We start from the raw sequence: 16020 nt of genomic DNA, 5'->3' as shown, positions 1-16020 counted from the left end.
CACAGGCGTCGTTTACCAGTCCAGCTGCTTCGGCAGCAGGCCCTGCAGTTCCTGCTCGGTCAGGTTGCGCCACTGGCCCGGCTTCAGCGCGCCGATCTTGATGTTGTCGATGCGCACACGGCGCAGCTGGGTCACGCGGTAGCCGAACTCAGCAGCCATCAGTCGGATCTGCCGGTTCAGGCCCTGCTGCAGGGTGATGCGGAACCCGAACTTGGCGATGCGCGAGGTCTTGCACGGCAGCGTCATCTGGTCGTGGATGCGAACGCCGCGGGCCATGCCGCGCAGGAACTCATCGGTGACCGGCTTGTTGACCGCCACCAGGTACTCCTTCTGGTGACCGTTCTCGGCACGCAGGATCTGGTTGACGATGTCGCCGTTGCTGGTCATCAGGATCAGGCCTTCGGACTCCTTGTCCAGGCGGCCGATCGGGAAGATGCGCTGTTCGTGACCGACGAAGTCGACGATGTTGCCCTTGACCGATGTTTCGGTGGTGCAGGTGACGCCAACCGGCTTGTTCAGCGCGATGTAGACGTGGCGGCGGGTGCCGGGCTTGCGGGCGACGCGGGCGCGCAGCGGCTGGCCGTCGACCAGCACCTGGTCTTCTTCCCCCACCACCGCACCGGTGCCGGCCGGGTGGCCGTTGACGGTGACGCGGCGCGCGGCGATCAGGCGATCGGCCTCGCGGCGGGAGCAGAAGCCGGTGTCGGCGATGTGTTTGTTGAGTCGGGTGGTCATCGCCCTATTATCCGGCATCGCCGCCCGCTGCGCCTCATGCCGGGCCAGGCGGATCGAGCTCTTCACCGTCGAACACACGGTTGCGGCCGGCGCGCTTGGCCACGTACATGGCATGGTCGGCCCGCCGCAGCAGTGCCGCCAGGTCATCCTCGCCCGGCCGCCACTGTGCCAGGCCGATGCTGGCGGTTACCTCCAGCCCCGCTACCTGCAGCGCCTGCCCGGCCTCGGTGATGCGCTGGCGCAGGCGGTCCAGTCGCGCCGATGCCGCCTCACGCGGCATGCCCGGCATCAGCAGCAGGAACTCCTCGCCACCCATCCGCACCACTTCGTCCTGGCTGCGCACCGCCGTACGCAGGGCCCGCGCAACGGCCACCAGCACCTGGTCGCCAACCGCGTGGCCATGACGGTCGTTGATGTCCTTGAACAGGTCGATGTCGAGGAAGCCGATCACCAGCGGCCCGCCCTCGCGGTTGACACGCTCCAGATGCCGCGCCAGCTGCTGCAGGCCGGCACGACGGTTGGGCAGGCCGGTCAGGCCATCGGTCTCGGCCAGCTGGCGCAGCTCGTCACGCTGCTGGCGCAGGCGGCCAAGCCGCTGGTTCAGGGCATAGGCAGCCATCATCAGCAGCCAGGTCACCGCCAGCTGCAACGCTTCCACCCGGTATTCCAGCAGCCACTCCGCACCACAGGCATCGGCGATGATCAGCACCAGCATCGGTGCCAGTGCAGCCAGGCCCGCCTGCGCCCAACGGTCACCGCGCCAGCGTGCCCATATGCCGACCAGCAGTGCCAGGCCACACCCGGACAGATAGGACACCTGCAGGCCCTGTGCGACCCAGGCCAGATGCTCCCAGCGCAGCCACGGCACCAGCGCGGCCAGCACCATCAGGGTCCACAACACAAACAGCTGCGCCGGGCGCGATCGAGGCAGCACGCGGTCGCCTCCGTTCAGCCGCCACAGCGCTGGCAGCACCAGCGCCTGCGAGGCCGCGGTCAACGACAGCAGCCACTTCGCGCCATGCTCCCCCACCGGCAACCAGGGTTCCGGGTAGCCACTAAGCCCACCGAGGACGGCCTGCCACAGCACCAGCACGGTGGTGCAGGCGATATAGACCAGGAAGCTGCGGTCGCGCGTGGTCAGGAACGCCATCAGCGCCGACAGCGCCAGCGCGATCGCCACCGCGATGCAGGCGGCACGTACCAGCAGGCGCGCGGTATCGTTCTGCTGCACCGGGCTGGGCGCGCCCAGCCGTAGGGTCGGTACCCAGCGTGTTTTCAGCGGCGTCTGCCAGGAGACCAGGAAGGGCTCGTGGCTGCCGGCCGGCGGTACGGCCACCATGCCGATACCAGCACGGAAACGCGAATCGCGGGTACGGGCATCATGCATGTCGCCGCAGATTTCGCGATCACCATGCCGGACGCGCACTTCACCGGCAAAGACGTTGAACACATCCAGTGCCTGCGGCTCCCCCGACCAGCCAGTGGGTGGTGCCGGCACCTCGGCCTGCTGGCGGGCGCCGGACAGCATCTGCGGCGTGCACGCACGGTGCGGCGTCGGCTCGTCGGTAGCGCCGCCGACCAGAAGATAATCACGGCCCGACACGGCCTCTGCAGCCTGAAGTGGCCACGGCAACGCCAACCACACCATCAGGACGGCCAGCACCGCTCCTGTTCCATACCGCCACTGCCTGCCGCCCACGCCACGTCCTGTTCCTGCTTACGTCCGCGCCCACTGCGCGTCGCCCCTGGCGCGCATTATCGCAGCCGGGTACGCCGCGCATGTGTAGACCAAAGTCGGCGCCCGCGGTTCAGCCAGCGCTGGGCGGTCCCTTCACGGCCACCAGCCGGAACGGCCTCAGGTCCGCCAGGGTCATCCGTTCCAGCGGCTGCGGGCGCTCGATCGCGTAGCCCTGCAGGCCCTGTACGCCAAGCCGGGTCAGCGCACCGGCGACCTCGGCAGTCTCCACCCACTCCGCCACCACTTCCATCTGCAGCTCGCGCCCGAGCTCGCTGATCGCACGCACCGTGGCGTGGCTGACCGGGTCAGTATCCATGTCCCGCACGAAGGCGCCGTCGATCTTCAGGATGTCCGCCGGCAACTGGCGCAGGTAGCCGAAAGAAGACAGGCCGGAGCCGAAGTCGTCCAGTGCCATCCGGCAGCCCCGCGCCTTGACCGCATCGATGAACGCACGGGCCTGGCTGAGGTTGCTGATCGCGGCTGTTTCGGTGATCTCGAAACACAGCTTGGAAGCCAGCGCACGGTTGCGTTCAAGCAGGTCGCAGACGAAGGCGAGGAAACCCGGTTCGGCAATCGACTGGGCAGATACATTGACGTTGCACAGCCCCAGCTGGCGGACATGCGCCGGGCAGACCTGCAGGTGGCGGAACAGCAGTCCGAGCACATGCCGGTCCAGCGCTACCGCCATGCCATAGCGCTCCACCGCGGGCATGAACTGCCCGGGCAGGTGGAGGCTGCCGTCGGTGCCCCGCATGCGCACCAGCACTTCGTAGTGCAGGTAGGACGGATCGCCAACCCGGGCGATGCGCTGCGCATACAGCAGCATCCGGTTCTCGGCCATCGCCAGGCTGACACCCTGCAGGCGCTCGGCCTCCTGCCTCCGCTCCTCCAGTGCCATGCGGTTCTCGTTGAAGCAGTGCACGCGGTTGCGGCCTGCCTGCTTGGCGGCATAACAGGCACTGTCGGCAGCGCTCATCAGCCAGTTCACATCGGGTGCGTCGGCACTGACTTCGACCACGCCGATGCTGCAGCTCAGCTGCGGGCTGCCTTCACTGACGGGGAAGGTCGCCTGCCCCAGATTGCGGATCACCCGCTGCAGCACCCGCTTGGCTTCGTCCTGGCTGGCATGTGCAAGGAATACCGCGAACTCATCGGCGCCAAGTCGCCCGACCCAGTCGCCATCACGCACCGCAGCCACCAGGTAGTCGGCAAAACTGCGCAGCATCTGATCGCCGGCGGCGTGGCCGAAACTGTCGTTCACCAGCTTGAAGTGGTCCAGGTTGATGTAGCACAGCGCATGCGTTCCACCATCGCTGCGCACCTGCAGCAGTGCGCGTTCCAGCAGGCGTTCGATCTCGCGACGGTTGATCAGGCCGGTCAACGGATCATGGCTGGCGTGGTGCTCGATCTCGCGTGCCAGCGCATGGTTCTGGCTGACGTCCTCGATGATCGCGAACACCGACAGGCCACCGCCGGCGCTGCGCACCCCGGTACCGCTCCAGCGCCCCCAGACCAGGCTGCCGTCACGGCGGCAGAAGCGCAGTTCGCTCGGCCGCAGCTGGCGGTCCCAGTCGATGCGGCCAACGCCGTCGATGACCAGCTCGCCTTCCATCAGCAGATCGCCGAGCGACATCTGCAGCAGCACCTCACGCCGGTAATCGAGGATATCGGCCATCGCCTGGTTGGCTTCGACCACCGTGCCTTCGGTGTCAAGCTTGAGCATGCCGACGTTGGCCTGGTAGAACGCCGCGCGGAAGCGGCTCTCGTGTTCGGTCAGGTCCTTGCCTACGCGGCGCGCGAGGGCCACCGCCATCAGGCTGATCGCCAGCACCGACAGTCCTCCCACCACCAACGTCGCGATGCGCACCATGGTGGCCATGCGCAGCAATGCCTGCGAGAACGCCTGCGCCTGCACCTGCAGGCGACGGTCGAGATCACGCAGCTGTTGAAGGTAGCGGTCACGCGCAGCGACCGGCAGCACGCCTTGGCCATGCCGCTGCTGCAGCTCATCCACCAGCCGCTGCACGGCCATCAGGTCGCCATCGGTCTGCCGCCACAAGGCGGTCGCTTCACGGAATGCACCGATGTCGCGTGCATACCGGAACGAGAACACCAGTCGTGGAATGTCGGCGCGCGCGTTGCCGCCCCGCAGGAAGCCCTGCCGGGCCTTGGCCTCGTCCGGTTCGGCCTGCTCCAGTGCCAGCCGCGCCTGCAGATCCCCCATGGGCACCTGCAGGGCCCGGCGCGCATCGTCCAGGTCCTGGGCATCACCACGCGCCAGGTAGCGGCTGAGTGCGGCGGTCGCATCCTGCTGCCCCCGCGACCAGTACCCTTGGCCGGCAATCCAGGCGGTGGAAGCCGCCTGCAGTTCCTGGATCAAGGCGGACAGTGCGACCAGTCCAATCGCCATGCCCGTCAACAACGCAAACCGCAGTCCCAGGCCACGGGTCATCGGCACCCGCCGGCTCTGTTGGTCCGTGCCACTCCTACCCATCCCGGATCCCCCCGAATGTGATGCGGTGACAACCTCCTTTGGAACCGGCTCAGCCTAGGACCGGGAATGTGTTGGCCATGCGAAAAAGGGGACGGAGGGGATCAAGTCGTTTTCGGCATAAGCGCCCCGGCCAGCCATTTACGACTTAATCCCCTCCGTCCCCTTTTCCAGCCCCATAACGCACAACGCCAGCCCGAAGGCTGGCGTTGTCATGGCTGCGTTACGGCTCAGTAGCTGCGCGGACCGCGCGGCTTGAAGCCGTCACGACGCGGCGGGCGGCTGTCGCGGTCACCGCCGCGGTCGCCGCCGTGGCCACCCGGACCACCCGGACCACCACGACGCGGGCCACCCGGGCCGCCCGGACCACGCTTGTCGAAGCGCGGCTTGAACGGACGCGGGGCCGGGTTGGTGTCTTCACCCGGGGCCAGCGGACGCATCTGCAGCTGCTGGCCGGACACCCACACCTTCTGCAGGTGCGACAGCACGTCCGGCGGCATCTGCGCCGGCAGGTCCAGCAGCGAGAAGTCGTCGTGGATGTCGATACGGCCGATGAAGCGGCTTTCCAGGCCGGCTTCGTTGGCGATGGCGCCGACGATGTTGGCCGGCTTCACGCCATGCTGGTGGCCCACCGAAATGCGGTAGGTCTCCATGCCCTGCTCCGGTGCACCACGCGGCGGAACCTCGCGGCGCGGACGCTGCTCGAAACCACCTTCGGCGTCGTCACGGCGCGGGCCGCGCTCGAAACGCGGGCCACGCTCGTTGCGGTCGAAGCGATCGCCGCGTTCCGGGCGGTCGCCACGGTCGAAACGCTCGCGCGGGCCCCGTTCTTCACGCGGGGCGCGCACCGGCGCCTGCAGCAGGAACGGAGTGTCGCCCTGCAGCATCTTGGCCAGCGCGGCGGCCACTTCGATCGCCGGCACGTTCTGCTCGTTCTCGAAGCGCTCCAGCAGCTGGCGGTAGAAGTCCAGGCCACCGGCGCCGAGGGTCTCGCTGATGCGCGAGGTGAACTTGTTGATGCGGGTGTCGTTGACCGCTTCCACGCTCGGCAGCTGCATTTCTTCGATCGGCTGGCGGGTGGCGCGCTCGATCTGGCGCAGCATGCCCTTCTCGCGCGGGGTGGCGAACAGGATCGCCTCGCCGCTGCGGCCGGCACGGCCGGTACGGCCGATGCGGTGCACGTAGCTTTCGGTGTCGTACGGGATGTCGTAGTTCAGCACGTGGCTGATGCGCTCCACGTCCAGGCCGCGCGCGGCCACGTCGGTGGCGACCAGGATGTCCAGCTTGCCTTCCTTCAGCATGGCGATGGTGCGCTCACGCTGGGCCTGCTGCATGTCACCGTTGATGGCGGCAGCGGCCAGGCCACGGGCCTGCAGCTTGCTGGCCAGCTCTTCGGTGCCGGCCTTGGTGCGCGCGAAGATGATCATCGCGTCGAACGGCTCGACTTCCAGGATGCGGGTCAGCGCATCCAGCTTGTGCATGCCACTCACCCACCAGTAACGCTGGCGGATGTTGGCCGAAGTGGTGGTCTTGGCCGCGATGGTCACTTCCACCGGGTCCTGCAGGTAGGTCTGCGCGATGCGGCGGATCTGCGGCGGCATGGTGGCCGAGAACAGGGCCACCTGGCGCTGCTCCGGCAGCTTCTTCAGCACCGCTTCGACGTCGTCGATGAAGCCCATGCGCAGCATTTCATCGGCTTCGTCCAGCACCAGCGTCTTCAGCTCGGACAGGTCCAGGGTGCTGCGGTCGAGGTGGTCGATCACGCGGCCGGGGGTACCGACCACGATATGCACGCCACGACGCAGGGCCGACAGCTGCTGGCCGTACGGCTGTCCGCCGTACACCGGCAGCACGCGGAAGCCCGGGATCTTCGACGAATACGACTGGAACGCCTCGGCGACCTGGATGGCCAGTTCGCGCGTCGGCGCGAGGATCAAGGCCTGGGGCTTGATCTGCTGCAGGTCGATGTTGGACAGTACCGGCAGTGCGAACGCTGCGGTCTTGCCGGTGCCGGTCTGGGCCTGGCCCAGCACGTCGCGGCCTTCCAGCATCGCCGGGATGGTGGCAGCCTGGATCGGCGACGGGGTTTCATAGCCGATGGCGGTGACCGCCTGCATCACGGGCTCGGACAGGCCGAGCTGCGCAAACTGCAGCGGCGCTTGGGAATCTTGGGACATGGGGAACTCCGAAGGCACTGCCGTCTTCCTGGCAGTGCGATAAAAAAGGTGGTGGTCCGCGCTTTGGGCGCCCTTCTTATCGCGTGCCCTGGCGCTGCTCGGTCGGAGGAGATTTCACTCGCTCAGAGCGGAATGATACCGCATTGATCCTGAACGAGGCGTACAGCTTGCCGTGCGTGTGCCGTCATGCCCCGCGCTGGCGCACAATACGCGCCCTCTTCACCGGCCCGGCCGCTGGCCCACGCCCCTCTCCAGGAAACCGTTCCATGCAGATTCTCGAATTCGACCTCGACGGCGACTACGTCGAACTCAAGCAGCTGCTCAAGCTGGCCGACCTGGTCACCAGTGGCGGCGAGGCCAAGATGGTCATCAGCGAGGGCCAGGTACGGGTCGATGGCGAAATCGAACTGCGCAAGGCCTGCAAGATCCGCGCAGGCCAGGTGGTCGAGTTCGCCGACAGCCAGATCCGGGTGCTGGCTGCCGGCTGATCTGAACCGGTTCAGGCCACGCGCTGGGTCAGGTGCGAGGCGATCAGCTGCCTGAACGGTGCCACGCCCTGCGCCAGGCGCAGGCCGGCCGCCCGCAGCAGGCGCGCCGGACGGCGATCGTCGGTGTACAGGCTGGCGATCGCGTTGGTGGCCTCGTACAGGGGCCGCGACGCCAGCCGATGACCACGCTGGTAGCTGGCCAGCATCCCCTCGGCGGTGATATCGGCACCGCGGCGCTGCTGCGCGACGATACCCTGCGCCAGCCGCTGCGCGCTGGCCAGGCCCAGGTTGAAGCCATGCGCGGTGACCGGGTGCATGCCCACCGCGGCATCGCCGATCAGCGCCGAACGCTCGCCGACGAAGCGGTGCGCGTACACCCCCACCAGCGGATACGCCTGCGGCGTGGCCACCGGCTGCATCCGGCCAAGGCGGCGCTCGAAGCAGGCACTGACGGCCTCACCAAAGGCTATCTCGTCCATCGCCAGCAGCGCCTCGATCTGCCGAGGCGGCAACGTGATCACCGCCGACGCCTGGCCCTCGTTGAGCGGCAAAAGCGCCATGGTGCGGCCGTAGCCGAACCACTCCCAGGCGGTGTGGTGATGGTCGCGCTCGACCTGCATGCGGCACACCAGCATCGACTTGCCGAAGTCGCGCATCTGCGCACCGATGCCAAGCGTGCGGCGGGTGGCGGAGAAGCGGCTGTCAGCGGCCACCAGCAGCCGTGCATGAAGTTGGCTGCCGTCATCGAGTTTGACCACATGGCCCTGTGCATCGGCCTGTACGCCCTGCACCTTGCGCCCATCGAACAGTTCCAGGCCGTCCTGGCCCTGCACCGCATCCCACGCGGCGCGGCGGATCAGATGGTTGGGTACCAGCCACCCCAGCGGCTGGCCATCAACCTGGCTGCTGGCGAAGGTCAGCGCGAACGGCGAGCCGCCGTTCATTACCTTGGCGTCGCGCAGTTCAGCGACTTCGGCCTGCGGCAGGCGCTGCCACAGCCCCAGCTGCTCCATGCTCTGCCGCGAGGCATGGGTCAGCGCGATCTCGCGGCCATCGAAGGCGGCTTCGGCCAGGGCCTGGCGCGGCTGCACTTCGACCAGCCCGACCTGCAGGCCACTGCCGGCCAGCGCGCGCGCGAAGCACAGGCCTGCCGGTCCGGCGCCGACCACCACCACGTCCATCCTGCGCATGCGCGCCTCCTGCTGTTGATTCAGTCCGCGCCAGCATAGCGTCACGCACCTGAGCGGCCTTGATCTGGATCAGGCCGACTTACAGGAGTGCGAACACCAGCGCCAGAATCGACAGCAGCGACACCAGCCACACCAGACTGCGCACGTAAGGCACGCCCGCGGCATACAGCGGCAGGTAGACCACGCGCGCCCAGAAGTAGGCCTGCGTGGCCAGCGCCGTGGTGTCGTTGCCGCGACCGGCCACGACCACTGCGATCGCGGCGGCGGCGAAGAACGGGAAGGTCTCCAGGAAGTTGGCCTGGGCCCGCTGCAGGCGACCAGCCAGCGGGCTGACCGGCTTCGCATCGCCATCCCGTGCCGAGGCATTCCACTTCATCCCGCGCTCGCGGGTGACCACGGTGGAAGTAGCAAAGATGTAGACGAAGCCCAGCAGCACCGACCACGTCAGCATCGTCAGTTCAGTTGTCATCGATCATCTCCTCAGGGTGCCGACGCACGCAGGCTGTAACCGGCCAGGCGCCACACCTGGTCCTCGTCGAAACGGAACGAGACCAGCTCGCGCACCGGCTGCGCACTGTTGGCGAAACGGGTCGGGAAACTGACGTTGATGTACAGACCCTCCGGCACGGCAGCACCGGCGCTGTACTTGACCCGGGTAATGGTCGGCTGGCCTCGACCCGCCAGCGCGCCCAGGCGCGTGCGCTCGGCGGTCAACTGGCTGACGAAGGCGGCCTTCGGTACCGCACGGCGCGCAACGGCCGACGCGCCATCCCACAATTCGCCGGCGCGGTTGGCATCGACCAGCTGCGCCGCCTTCACTGCGGCCGCGCCCATTTCCGCATCCTGTTTCTGCACCTGCGCCTGCTGCGCGGCGGTCAACGCGGGTATACCGGCGGTGGCCGGTTTCGCAGCCGCCGGCGATGACGGGGCCGGGCGCGCCGGTGCCGGTGCAGGCGTGCTCGGCGCAGGAACCTGCGCCAACGCGGTCAGGGGCATCAGGGACAGCAGCAGGAGCACGCGCTTCATGGACACCGCCGGTTCTCGGGAAAGAACCGCAGTCTACGCCAGCGTGGTGACCACGCCGTCAGCGCGCGTGGGCACTGCCTTCCACCACGGCGGCATCGGCCTGCGCGGCGGGCTTGGCGACGTCTGCAGGCGCCTGCTCAGCCACCGGCGCCGGCTCCGACGGTGCCGGCGGCAGCGTCGCCACGTCGATTTCCGACAGCGGGCTTTCTTCCGGGCACACCGCATCCGGGAAACCGAAGCGCTGCTTCAGTGCCTGGCCGCAGCTGTTGATCGATTCCATGTCGGCGCCTTCGCGCTTGCACTGCTGGTCGAACGCGATAAGGAATGCGTCCTTGCGCTGCACGAAATCGTCACCACAGGCCCGCATCTGCTTGATTCGTTCCAGATCGTCCTGCACCGCGTTGGTGCCGTCCAGGCCGTACTGGCGCAGCTCATCCTGCGTCAGCAGGCGCAGGCTGCGGTTGGGCACGGTCATCATCAGGTCGGCCACGCCCACCGCCACGCCGTTGCGCTGCAGGTAGTCCTTCACGTTGTCGTAGACCTCGTGCAGCTCGCGGTTGAGTTCCGCGCGCGAGGTGGCCTTGGAGCTGATCCGCATCATGCGATGGATGCCGACCTTGCCCGACAGCAGGCGGTTGTCACCCGCCGCCAGCACGAACACGCAGGCGCTGTGGCAGATCGAGCCTTCGCGCACCCAGATCGTCCAGCCCGATTCACCGATGCTGTCGCCGGCAACGATCGCCGACTCCACCTGGCCACCACTGGAGTCCAGGTCGAGGATGCGCTTGTGGATCTTCTGTTCGTCAGCGACCACGGCCAACCGCCACATCATTTCGGCGAAGCCCGGATTGATCTTGCCGGCGTAGCGCACGCGCATCAGGCCGCGCTCGGCACACGGCGCCAGCGCCTGGCTGATCTGCTCGCGCTGCAGGCCTTTCAGTTCGGTGCCGTCGCCCGCGTCACCGGCATATTCGGTGCTGCAGCTGACCCACGCACGGCCGTTCTCCAGCTGCGCCTGAGGCCACGGCCGATCCGCCCGGCTGCGCGGCGGCGCCGGTGGTGGTGGTGCGTCGGCGGCGTTGATCGACACCATGTTCTCGCCATCGCTGGCCGGCGCCCGTGCGGCCTTGTCGGCGGCGGTGACATTGCCCGGATTCTCCAGCTGACTGCAGCCCGCCAGGGCCAGGCACAACAGGGGCAACCAGCGGAGTTTGGCGGACATCGGGCAACCGGGATTCATGGGAGCAAGAGCCACAGTCTACCCGTCCGGGGCGCGCATTCAGCGCGTGGCACTGAACCCCTTCTGACCCTTGGGAAAGCGTGTCGACCAAGGTCGACACCCACCAACAGCCTCAGGAACCTCTCGAAGGCGGGGTGGGTCCGGTTGCAGGGGCGTGAGCGCCATGGATGGCGCGACCGAGCTTACATGGACGTACTTGCAGCGTCCCCTGCAACCGGACCCACCCCGCCGTCCCCCAGGAAGCCCGCTGTTGTTGCTCTGGCCTCGGCGGGTGCAGGGCGCGGCCCTGCCAGATCCCCCTTCAGCATCCATGTCCGAATGTGGCGAGTATCGCTGCCCTCGCAGGCCTAGACTGGCGCCATGGACACCGCCCTCGCCCTCGACACCGCCGCCTGCGACCGCGCCCGCCTGGCCCGTGACGCACGCTTCGACGGCGTGTTCTTCACCGCCGTGCGCAGCACGGGCATCTACTGCCGCCCAGTCTGCCCGGCGCCGCCGCCGAAACCATACAACATCACCTACTACCCGACCGCCGCCGCGGCCGCTGCCGCCGGTTACCGCCCCTGCCTGCGCTGCCGCCCGGAACTGGCGCCACAGGCCCAGCAGGCCCTCGCCGGGCAGACCGTACAGCGCGCCTTGGCCATCATCCATGGCGGCTTCCTGCAGGAGCAACCGGTAGCGGACCTGGCGCAGAAGATCGGACTCAGCGCGCGACAGCTGCAGCGCCTGTTCGTCGAACATCTCGGCGCAACACCCGGGCAGATCCATGCCACCCACCGCCTGCTGCTGGCCAAGCAGCTGCTGACCGAAACCACGCTGCCGGTGACCGACGTCGCGCTGGCCGCCGGCTACAACAGCCTGCGTCGTTTCAATACCGCGTTCCTGCAGGGCTGTGGCATGGCGCCGACCGCGCTGCGCCGCCAGCATCAACCGTTGGCATCCGATGATGGCAGCCTGGTGCTGCGCCTGGTGTATCGCCCGCCACTGGATTTCCCACGCATGCTGGCGTTCCTGCGCAAGCGCAGCCTGCCCGGCATCGAGCTGATCGGCGAAGACAGCTACCAGCGCGTGCTCGGCACCCCCGAGCGCCCTACGCTGCTGCGTGTCACCGCCGACCCGAAACGGCCGGAACTACGCCTGCAGCTGGGTGCCGTCGATCCACGCCTGATCCCCGACATCGTGCGCCGTGTGCGTCGTGTATTCGATCTGGACGCCGACCTGCAACAGGTCCATGCCGCCCTGGGCGAGGAACCGCTGCTGGCACGCGGCATTGCCGAACGCCCGGGCCTGCGCGTTCCGGGCGGCTGGGATGGCTTCGAGGTCGGCGTACGCGCCGTGCTCGGCCAGCAGGTCAGCGTCGCCGCCGCCACGACCTTTGCGCGGCGTCTGGTGGATGCGTATGGGGCGCATCTGCCGGGCATGCCGTCCGAGTTCGATCGCCAGTTCCCGGCGCCCGAGGTACTGGCCGAAGCGCCGCTGGAATTGATCGGCCTGCCGCGCAGCCGCGCCGCCACCGTGCGTGCGCTGGCCGCTGCGTGTGCCAGTGGCCAGCTCGACTTCGGACCCGGCCAGGCATTGGAGGAGTTCGTGGCCCGCTGCGTGGCATTGCCGGGCATCGGCCCATGGACCGCGCAGTACATCGCCCTGCGCGGGCTCGGCCAACCCGATGCCTTCCCCGCCGGCGACCTCGTACTGCAGCAGGTGCTTGGCCACGCACAGGGCCAGCGCCTGAGCGAGCGTGCAACTGAAGCGCGCTCGCAACCGTGGCGCCCGTGGCGCGCCTACGCCGTGCTGCACCTGTGGCACCTGTCCGGCACCTTCGTTGGAGAACCGACATGACCCTGTTGTTTGATCGTTTCGACAGCCCCATCGGCGTGCTGACCATCGCCGGTGACGAGCGTGGCCTGTCACATGTGCTGTTCCCGGAGAACCGCCATCCGGCACGCGGCCGCGACGACTGGCATTACGTGCCGGATGCTTTGCCGGAAGCGCGCGACCAGCTGCTGCAGTTCCTGCACGGCGAGCGCCACCAGTTCGACCTGCAGCTTGCGCCACGTGGCACCCCGTTCCAGCTACGCGTGTGGCAGGCGCTGGCGCTGATCCCGTTCGGCCAGACCTGGAGTTACCTGCAGCTGGCGCAGCACCTGGGCCAACCCAGCGCGACCCGCGCGGTGGGCGCGGCCAACGGCCGCAATCCGTTGCCGATCATCCTGCCCTGCCATCGTGTGATCGGCAGCAACGGCGCGCTGACCGGTTTCGGCGGCGGGCTGGAAACCAAGGCCGCGCTGTTGCGGCTGGAACAACGGCAGGCACCGCTGTTTACCTGAGAGTTGCTGGCCGGGCTGCGCCCGGCACCCGCCGAGGCTAGAGCAACAGCAACTGCAACAGCGCGCTACTTGCGGGGAGGCGGGGCGGGTCCGGTTGCAGGGGACGCTGCAAGTACATCCCTGTAAGCTCGGTCGCGCCATCCATGGCGCTCACGCCCCTGCAACCGGACCCACCCCGCCTTCGACTGATTCCTGCGATCTGCCGGGACGGCGTACTGCACTGCTGCTGGCAGGTGTCGACCTTGGTCGACACGGTAGATCCACGCCATGCGTGGATGGAAGCGTCTGTACTCTGTCTGGAGAAGAGCCCCCTTGTTGTTGAAGGGCGCGCGCCCACAGGCGCGGGGATAAGGAAAAATGCGCGGACACGCTGCGCCCTTCGGTGCAGCGTGTCTTGGGCGCGTCATTGCCGCCGCTTATGATGTTCCGATGACTTCCGTACGCCTGACCTGCGCGCTGGCGCTGCTGCTGCCATTGGCCGCCTGCACCACCACGCCCGCCCCTTCCGCCTCCGTTCCCGCCGCTGCTGCAACGACCGCGCCGCCGAAGCTGCTGTTGATCTCCATCGACGGCCTGCGCGCCGATGCGCTGGACCGCGGGCTCACTCCGAACCTGCAGCGACTGATCGACGGCGGCGTCCGCGCGCGCTGGATGACGCCTTCGTACCCGTCGCTGACCTTCCCCAACCACTACACCCTCGTCACCGGCCTGCGCCCGGACCACCACGGCATCGTCAACAACAGCATGGACGATGCAATCCTGGGCCGCTTCGAACTGAGCAACCGCGACGCGGTCATCACCAGCGGCTGGTGGGGTGGCGAACCGATCTGGGTCGGCGCCGAGAACGTCGGCGTGCGCACCGCCACCACCTCGTGGCCGGGCAGCGAGTCGGAAATCCGTGGCGTGCGCCCCAGCCAGTGGCGGGTCTACGACGACAAGGAACCGCTGGAGCAGCGCGCCGGCACCGTGCTGGACTGGCTGTCGCAGACCGACGCCGATGCGCCGCGCCTGACCACGCTGTATATGGAACACGTGGACAAGGCCGGCCACAATTACGGCCCTGAATCGAAGCAGTACGCCGAGGCCATCGTGCGTGCCGACCAGATCATCGGGCAGGTACTGGACGGCCTGCAGCAGCGTGGGCTGGCATCGACCACCAATGTGATCGTGGTGTCCGACCATGGCATGGCCAGTGTCGCCGACGGCCATGTGATCGCGACCGAATCGATGGTCGATCCGGCCATCGCGCGCAATGTCAGCCAGGGCCAATCTGTAGGGTTCGCCCCTCTGCCCGGCCGTGAAACGGATGCCGAGCGCGCGCTGCTTGGCCGCCATGCGCATTACGAATGCTGGAAGAAGGAAAACCTGCCACCGCGCTGGCATTACGGTACGCACCCGCGGGTTCCGGCCATCGTCTGTGCGATGGATGAAGGCTGGGATGCGCTGCACCGCGAAAAGATCGCCAAGCGCGCGAAGCAGGACCGCGGCTCGCACGGCTATGACAACGCCCTGCCCTCGATGCGCGCCGTGTTCGTGGCCGGTGGCCCGTCGTTCCGCCAGGGCCTGGTGATCGACGGTTTCGACAACGTCGACGTCTACCCGCTGCTGGCTCACCTGCTGCAGGTACCGGCCGCGCCGAACGACGGCAATGCGGAAACACTGAAGCAGACCCTGCGTTGATCGAATGTCTTCACCGGGCATGGCCCGGCGCTACCGCGCCAATGTGGGTAGCGCCGGCCCGGACGACACGCATAAAAAAACGCGGCGCCAGGCGCCGCGTTCTTCCTTGAACCGGTCGTTCCGCCGGATCAGGCCTTGGCGACGGCCTTCTTCGCCACAGCCTTCTTCGCCGGAGCCTTGGCCACGGTCTTCTTGGCAACCGGAGCGGCGGCGCCTACGGCGACCTTGCTCGCGGTGTGCGAACGGGCGTTGCCGTAGCTGGCGTTGTAGCGCTTGCCCTTGGCGGTCTTGCGGTCACCCTTACCCATGTCTTCAACTCCTCAAGTGTGAAATCTGGTTACCCCGTACTGACACGGGTTCGGCGGGGCCGCCTTGCTGGGCGCCCCCGCGCACGATCGAAAATCCTACCATGGAGCGCCTAGTGCGCGCAGCTGGCGTCGTGCACGTGGCCGTGGTTAAGGCGCAGGTTGACCAGGTGGGCAACGCCAACCAACAAGCCGCCAATGGTCATCACCACCGCATGCGGTACCGCGTTGTGATGCAGCGGGTCGTACAGCACGCCCGCCCACAGCGCGACCAGACCGGGAATCAGGAAGCCCAGCGCACGCAGCGCACCGTGGCGACGGTAGCCCCAGACCAGGCTGAACAACCCCAGCAGGGTCACGAACACCACCAGCGCCTGTTCCACGCCGTCGCTCAGCCAGAACGACAGGCCCAGCGAGGGCGCGGCGGCCAGCAGCACCGGGATCACCGCGCAGTGCACCGCGCACAGCATCGAACCCGTGGCGCCGAAACGGTCGAGCAGGTGGCGCAGGCGTGAGGACAGGGACATGACTTCCAGCAGGGTCGGCGAATCGTTATGGAATAATATAACATCCATTCCCGACCCGCACGGTTTCCCTCCCCCTGTCCCGCTGACGGGATTCGT

Annotated in this window: 14 protein-coding genes; 4 read left to right on the top strand and 10 right to left on the bottom strand. The window is 67.8% G+C overall.

The genetic code is table 11. From position 1 onward, the window contains the following. Window positions 1-12: 12 nt before the first annotated feature. The 4 genes from ACZK29_RS06595 to ACZK29_RS06580 all read right to left on the bottom strand — a co-directional run bounded on the left by ACZK29_RS06595 (window position 13) and on the right by ACZK29_RS06580 (window position 7141). Window positions 13-735, bottom strand: a complete 723-nt coding sequence (locus ACZK29_RS06595) for a pseudouridine synthase (RefSeq protein WP_012510490.1) — start codon at window positions 733-735, stop codon at window positions 13-15. Between the two features lie 34 nt (window positions 736-769). Then, on the bottom strand, window positions 770-2434 hold the full coding sequence (locus ACZK29_RS06590) for a sensor domain-containing diguanylate cyclase (protein WP_111203962.1): 1665 nt from the start codon (window positions 2432-2434) through the stop codon (window positions 770-772). 109 nt (window positions 2435-2543) lie between these two features. Beyond that, window positions 2544-4967: a putative bifunctional diguanylate cyclase/phosphodiesterase gene (locus ACZK29_RS06585; RefSeq protein WP_478446822.1), complete on the bottom strand. Its 2424-nt coding sequence runs from the start codon at window positions 4965-4967 to the stop codon at window positions 2544-2546. 227 nt (window positions 4968-5194) lie between these two features. Then, window positions 5195-7141, bottom strand: a complete 1947-nt coding sequence (locus ACZK29_RS06580) for a DEAD/DEAH box helicase (RefSeq protein ID WP_478446821.1) — start codon at window positions 7139-7141, stop codon at window positions 5195-5197. A 266-nt stretch (window positions 7142-7407) separates the two neighbouring features. Between ACZK29_RS06580 and ACZK29_RS06575 the strand changes: the two genes are divergently transcribed. Then, window positions 7408-7629, top strand: a complete 222-nt coding sequence (locus ACZK29_RS06575) for an RNA-binding S4 domain-containing protein (RefSeq protein ID WP_478446820.1) — start codon at window positions 7408-7410, stop codon at window positions 7627-7629. A gap of 11 nt (window positions 7630-7640) precedes the next feature. On the opposite strand, the gene ubiM is transcribed toward ACZK29_RS06575, so the two are convergent. The 4 genes from ubiM to ACZK29_RS06555 form a co-directional block, all read right to left on the bottom strand. Further along, entirely contained in the window at window positions 7641-8819 is a 1179-nt protein-coding gene (gene ubiM / locus ACZK29_RS06570) for a 5-demethoxyubiquinol-8 5-hydroxylase UbiM (RefSeq protein WP_478446819.1), read from the bottom strand. A 79-nt stretch (window positions 8820-8898) separates the two neighbouring features. Then, on the bottom strand, window positions 8899-9288 hold the full coding sequence (locus ACZK29_RS06565; RefSeq protein WP_111203966.1) for an MAPEG family protein: 390 nt from the start codon (window positions 9286-9288) through the stop codon (window positions 8899-8901). An 11-nt stretch (window positions 9289-9299) separates the two neighbouring features. After that, entirely contained in the window at window positions 9300-9845 is a 546-nt protein-coding gene (locus ACZK29_RS06560) for a DUF4019 domain-containing protein (RefSeq protein WP_111203967.1), read from the bottom strand. Window positions 9846-9903: 58 nt separating this feature from the next. Next, the gene (locus tag ACZK29_RS06555) at window positions 9904-11067 is read right to left on the bottom strand and encodes a COG3904 family protein (protein ID WP_111203968.1); all 1164 of its coding nucleotides are present in this window, start codon (window positions 11065-11067) and stop codon (window positions 9904-9906) included. A 378-nt stretch (window positions 11068-11445) separates the two neighbouring features. Between ACZK29_RS06555 and ACZK29_RS06550 the strand changes: the two genes are divergently transcribed. The 3 genes from ACZK29_RS06550 to ACZK29_RS06540 all read left to right on the top strand — a co-directional run bounded on the left by ACZK29_RS06550 (window position 11446) and on the right by ACZK29_RS06540 (window position 15092). Next, window positions 11446-12924 (top strand): DNA-3-methyladenine glycosylase 2 family protein, encoded by a 1479-nt coding sequence (locus tag ACZK29_RS06550; RefSeq protein ID WP_478446818.1) that lies wholly within the window; start codon window positions 11446-11448, stop codon window positions 12922-12924. Further along, on the top strand, window positions 12921-13412 hold the full coding sequence (locus ACZK29_RS06545) for a methylated-DNA--[protein]-cysteine S-methyltransferase (protein ID WP_111204648.1): 492 nt from the start codon (window positions 12921-12923) through the stop codon (window positions 13410-13412). Before ACZK29_RS06550 ends, ACZK29_RS06545 begins: the two co-directional genes overlap by 4 nt. Window positions 13413-13841: 429 nt before the next feature. Continuing rightward, window positions 13842-15092 (top strand): alkaline phosphatase family protein, encoded by a 1251-nt coding sequence (locus ACZK29_RS06540; protein WP_478446817.1) that lies wholly within the window; start codon window positions 13842-13844, stop codon window positions 15090-15092. 128 nt (window positions 15093-15220) lie between these two features. Here ACZK29_RS06540 and ACZK29_RS06535 read toward each other — a convergent pair whose 3' ends face one another. Then, window positions 15221-15400 (bottom strand): 30S ribosomal protein THX, encoded by a 180-nt coding sequence (locus tag ACZK29_RS06535; protein ID WP_004150462.1) that lies wholly within the window; start codon window positions 15398-15400, stop codon window positions 15221-15223. A gap of 110 nt (window positions 15401-15510) precedes the next feature. Continuing rightward, complete coding sequence (locus ACZK29_RS06530) at window positions 15511-15924, bottom strand: MerC domain-containing protein (RefSeq protein WP_008264835.1); 414 nt, start codon at window positions 15922-15924, stop codon at window positions 15511-15513. Window positions 15925-16020: the final 96 nt, after the last annotated feature.

The organism is Stenotrophomonas sp. 89682_Sma (assembly GCF_056481405.1).
The sequence above is the reverse complement of the archived record's forward strand: the minus strand, read 5'-3'. Positions and strand labels throughout refer to the sequence as shown.

Coding starts and splice junctions, on each gene's coding strand:
- ACZK29_RS06585 (WP_478446822.1), bottom strand. CDS start 4,967: ATGGGTAGGAGTGGCACGGACCAACAGAGCCGGCGGGTGCCGATGACC.
- ACZK29_RS06530 (WP_008264835.1), bottom strand. CDS start 15,924: ATGTCCCTGTCCTCACGCCTGCGCCACCTGCTCGACCGTTTCGGCGCC.
- ACZK29_RS06560 (WP_111203967.1), bottom strand. CDS start 9,845: ATGAAGCGCGTGCTCCTGCTGCTGTCCCTGATGCCCCTGACCGCGTTG.
- ACZK29_RS06540 (WP_478446817.1), top strand. CDS start 13,842: ATGACTTCCGTACGCCTGACCTGCGCGCTGGCGCTGCTGCTGCCATTG.
- ACZK29_RS06545 (WP_111204648.1), top strand. CDS start 12,921: ATGACCCTGTTGTTTGATCGTTTCGACAGCCCCATCGGCGTGCTGACC.
- ACZK29_RS06595 (WP_012510490.1), bottom strand. CDS start 735: ATGACCACCCGACTCAACAAACACATCGCCGACACCGGCTTCTGCTCC.
- ACZK29_RS06555 (WP_111203968.1), bottom strand. CDS start 11,067: ATGTCCGCCAAACTCCGCTGGTTGCCCCTGTTGTGCCTGGCCCTGGCG.
- ubiM (WP_478446819.1), bottom strand. CDS start 8,819: ATGCGCAGGATGGACGTGGTGGTGGTCGGCGCCGGACCGGCAGGCCTG.
- ACZK29_RS06550 (WP_478446818.1), top strand. CDS start 11,446: ATGGACACCGCCCTCGCCCTCGACACCGCCGCCTGCGACCGCGCCCGC.
- ACZK29_RS06575 (WP_478446820.1), top strand. CDS start 7,408: ATGCAGATTCTCGAATTCGACCTCGACGGCGACTACGTCGAACTCAAG.
- ACZK29_RS06535 (WP_004150462.1), bottom strand. CDS start 15,400: ATGGGTAAGGGTGACCGCAAGACCGCCAAGGGCAAGCGCTACAACGCC.
- ACZK29_RS06565 (WP_111203966.1), bottom strand. CDS start 9,288: ATGACAACTGAACTGACGATGCTGACGTGGTCGGTGCTGCTGGGCTTC.
- ACZK29_RS06580 (WP_478446821.1), bottom strand. CDS start 7,141: ATGTCCCAAGATTCCCAAGCGCCGCTGCAGTTTGCGCAGCTCGGCCTG.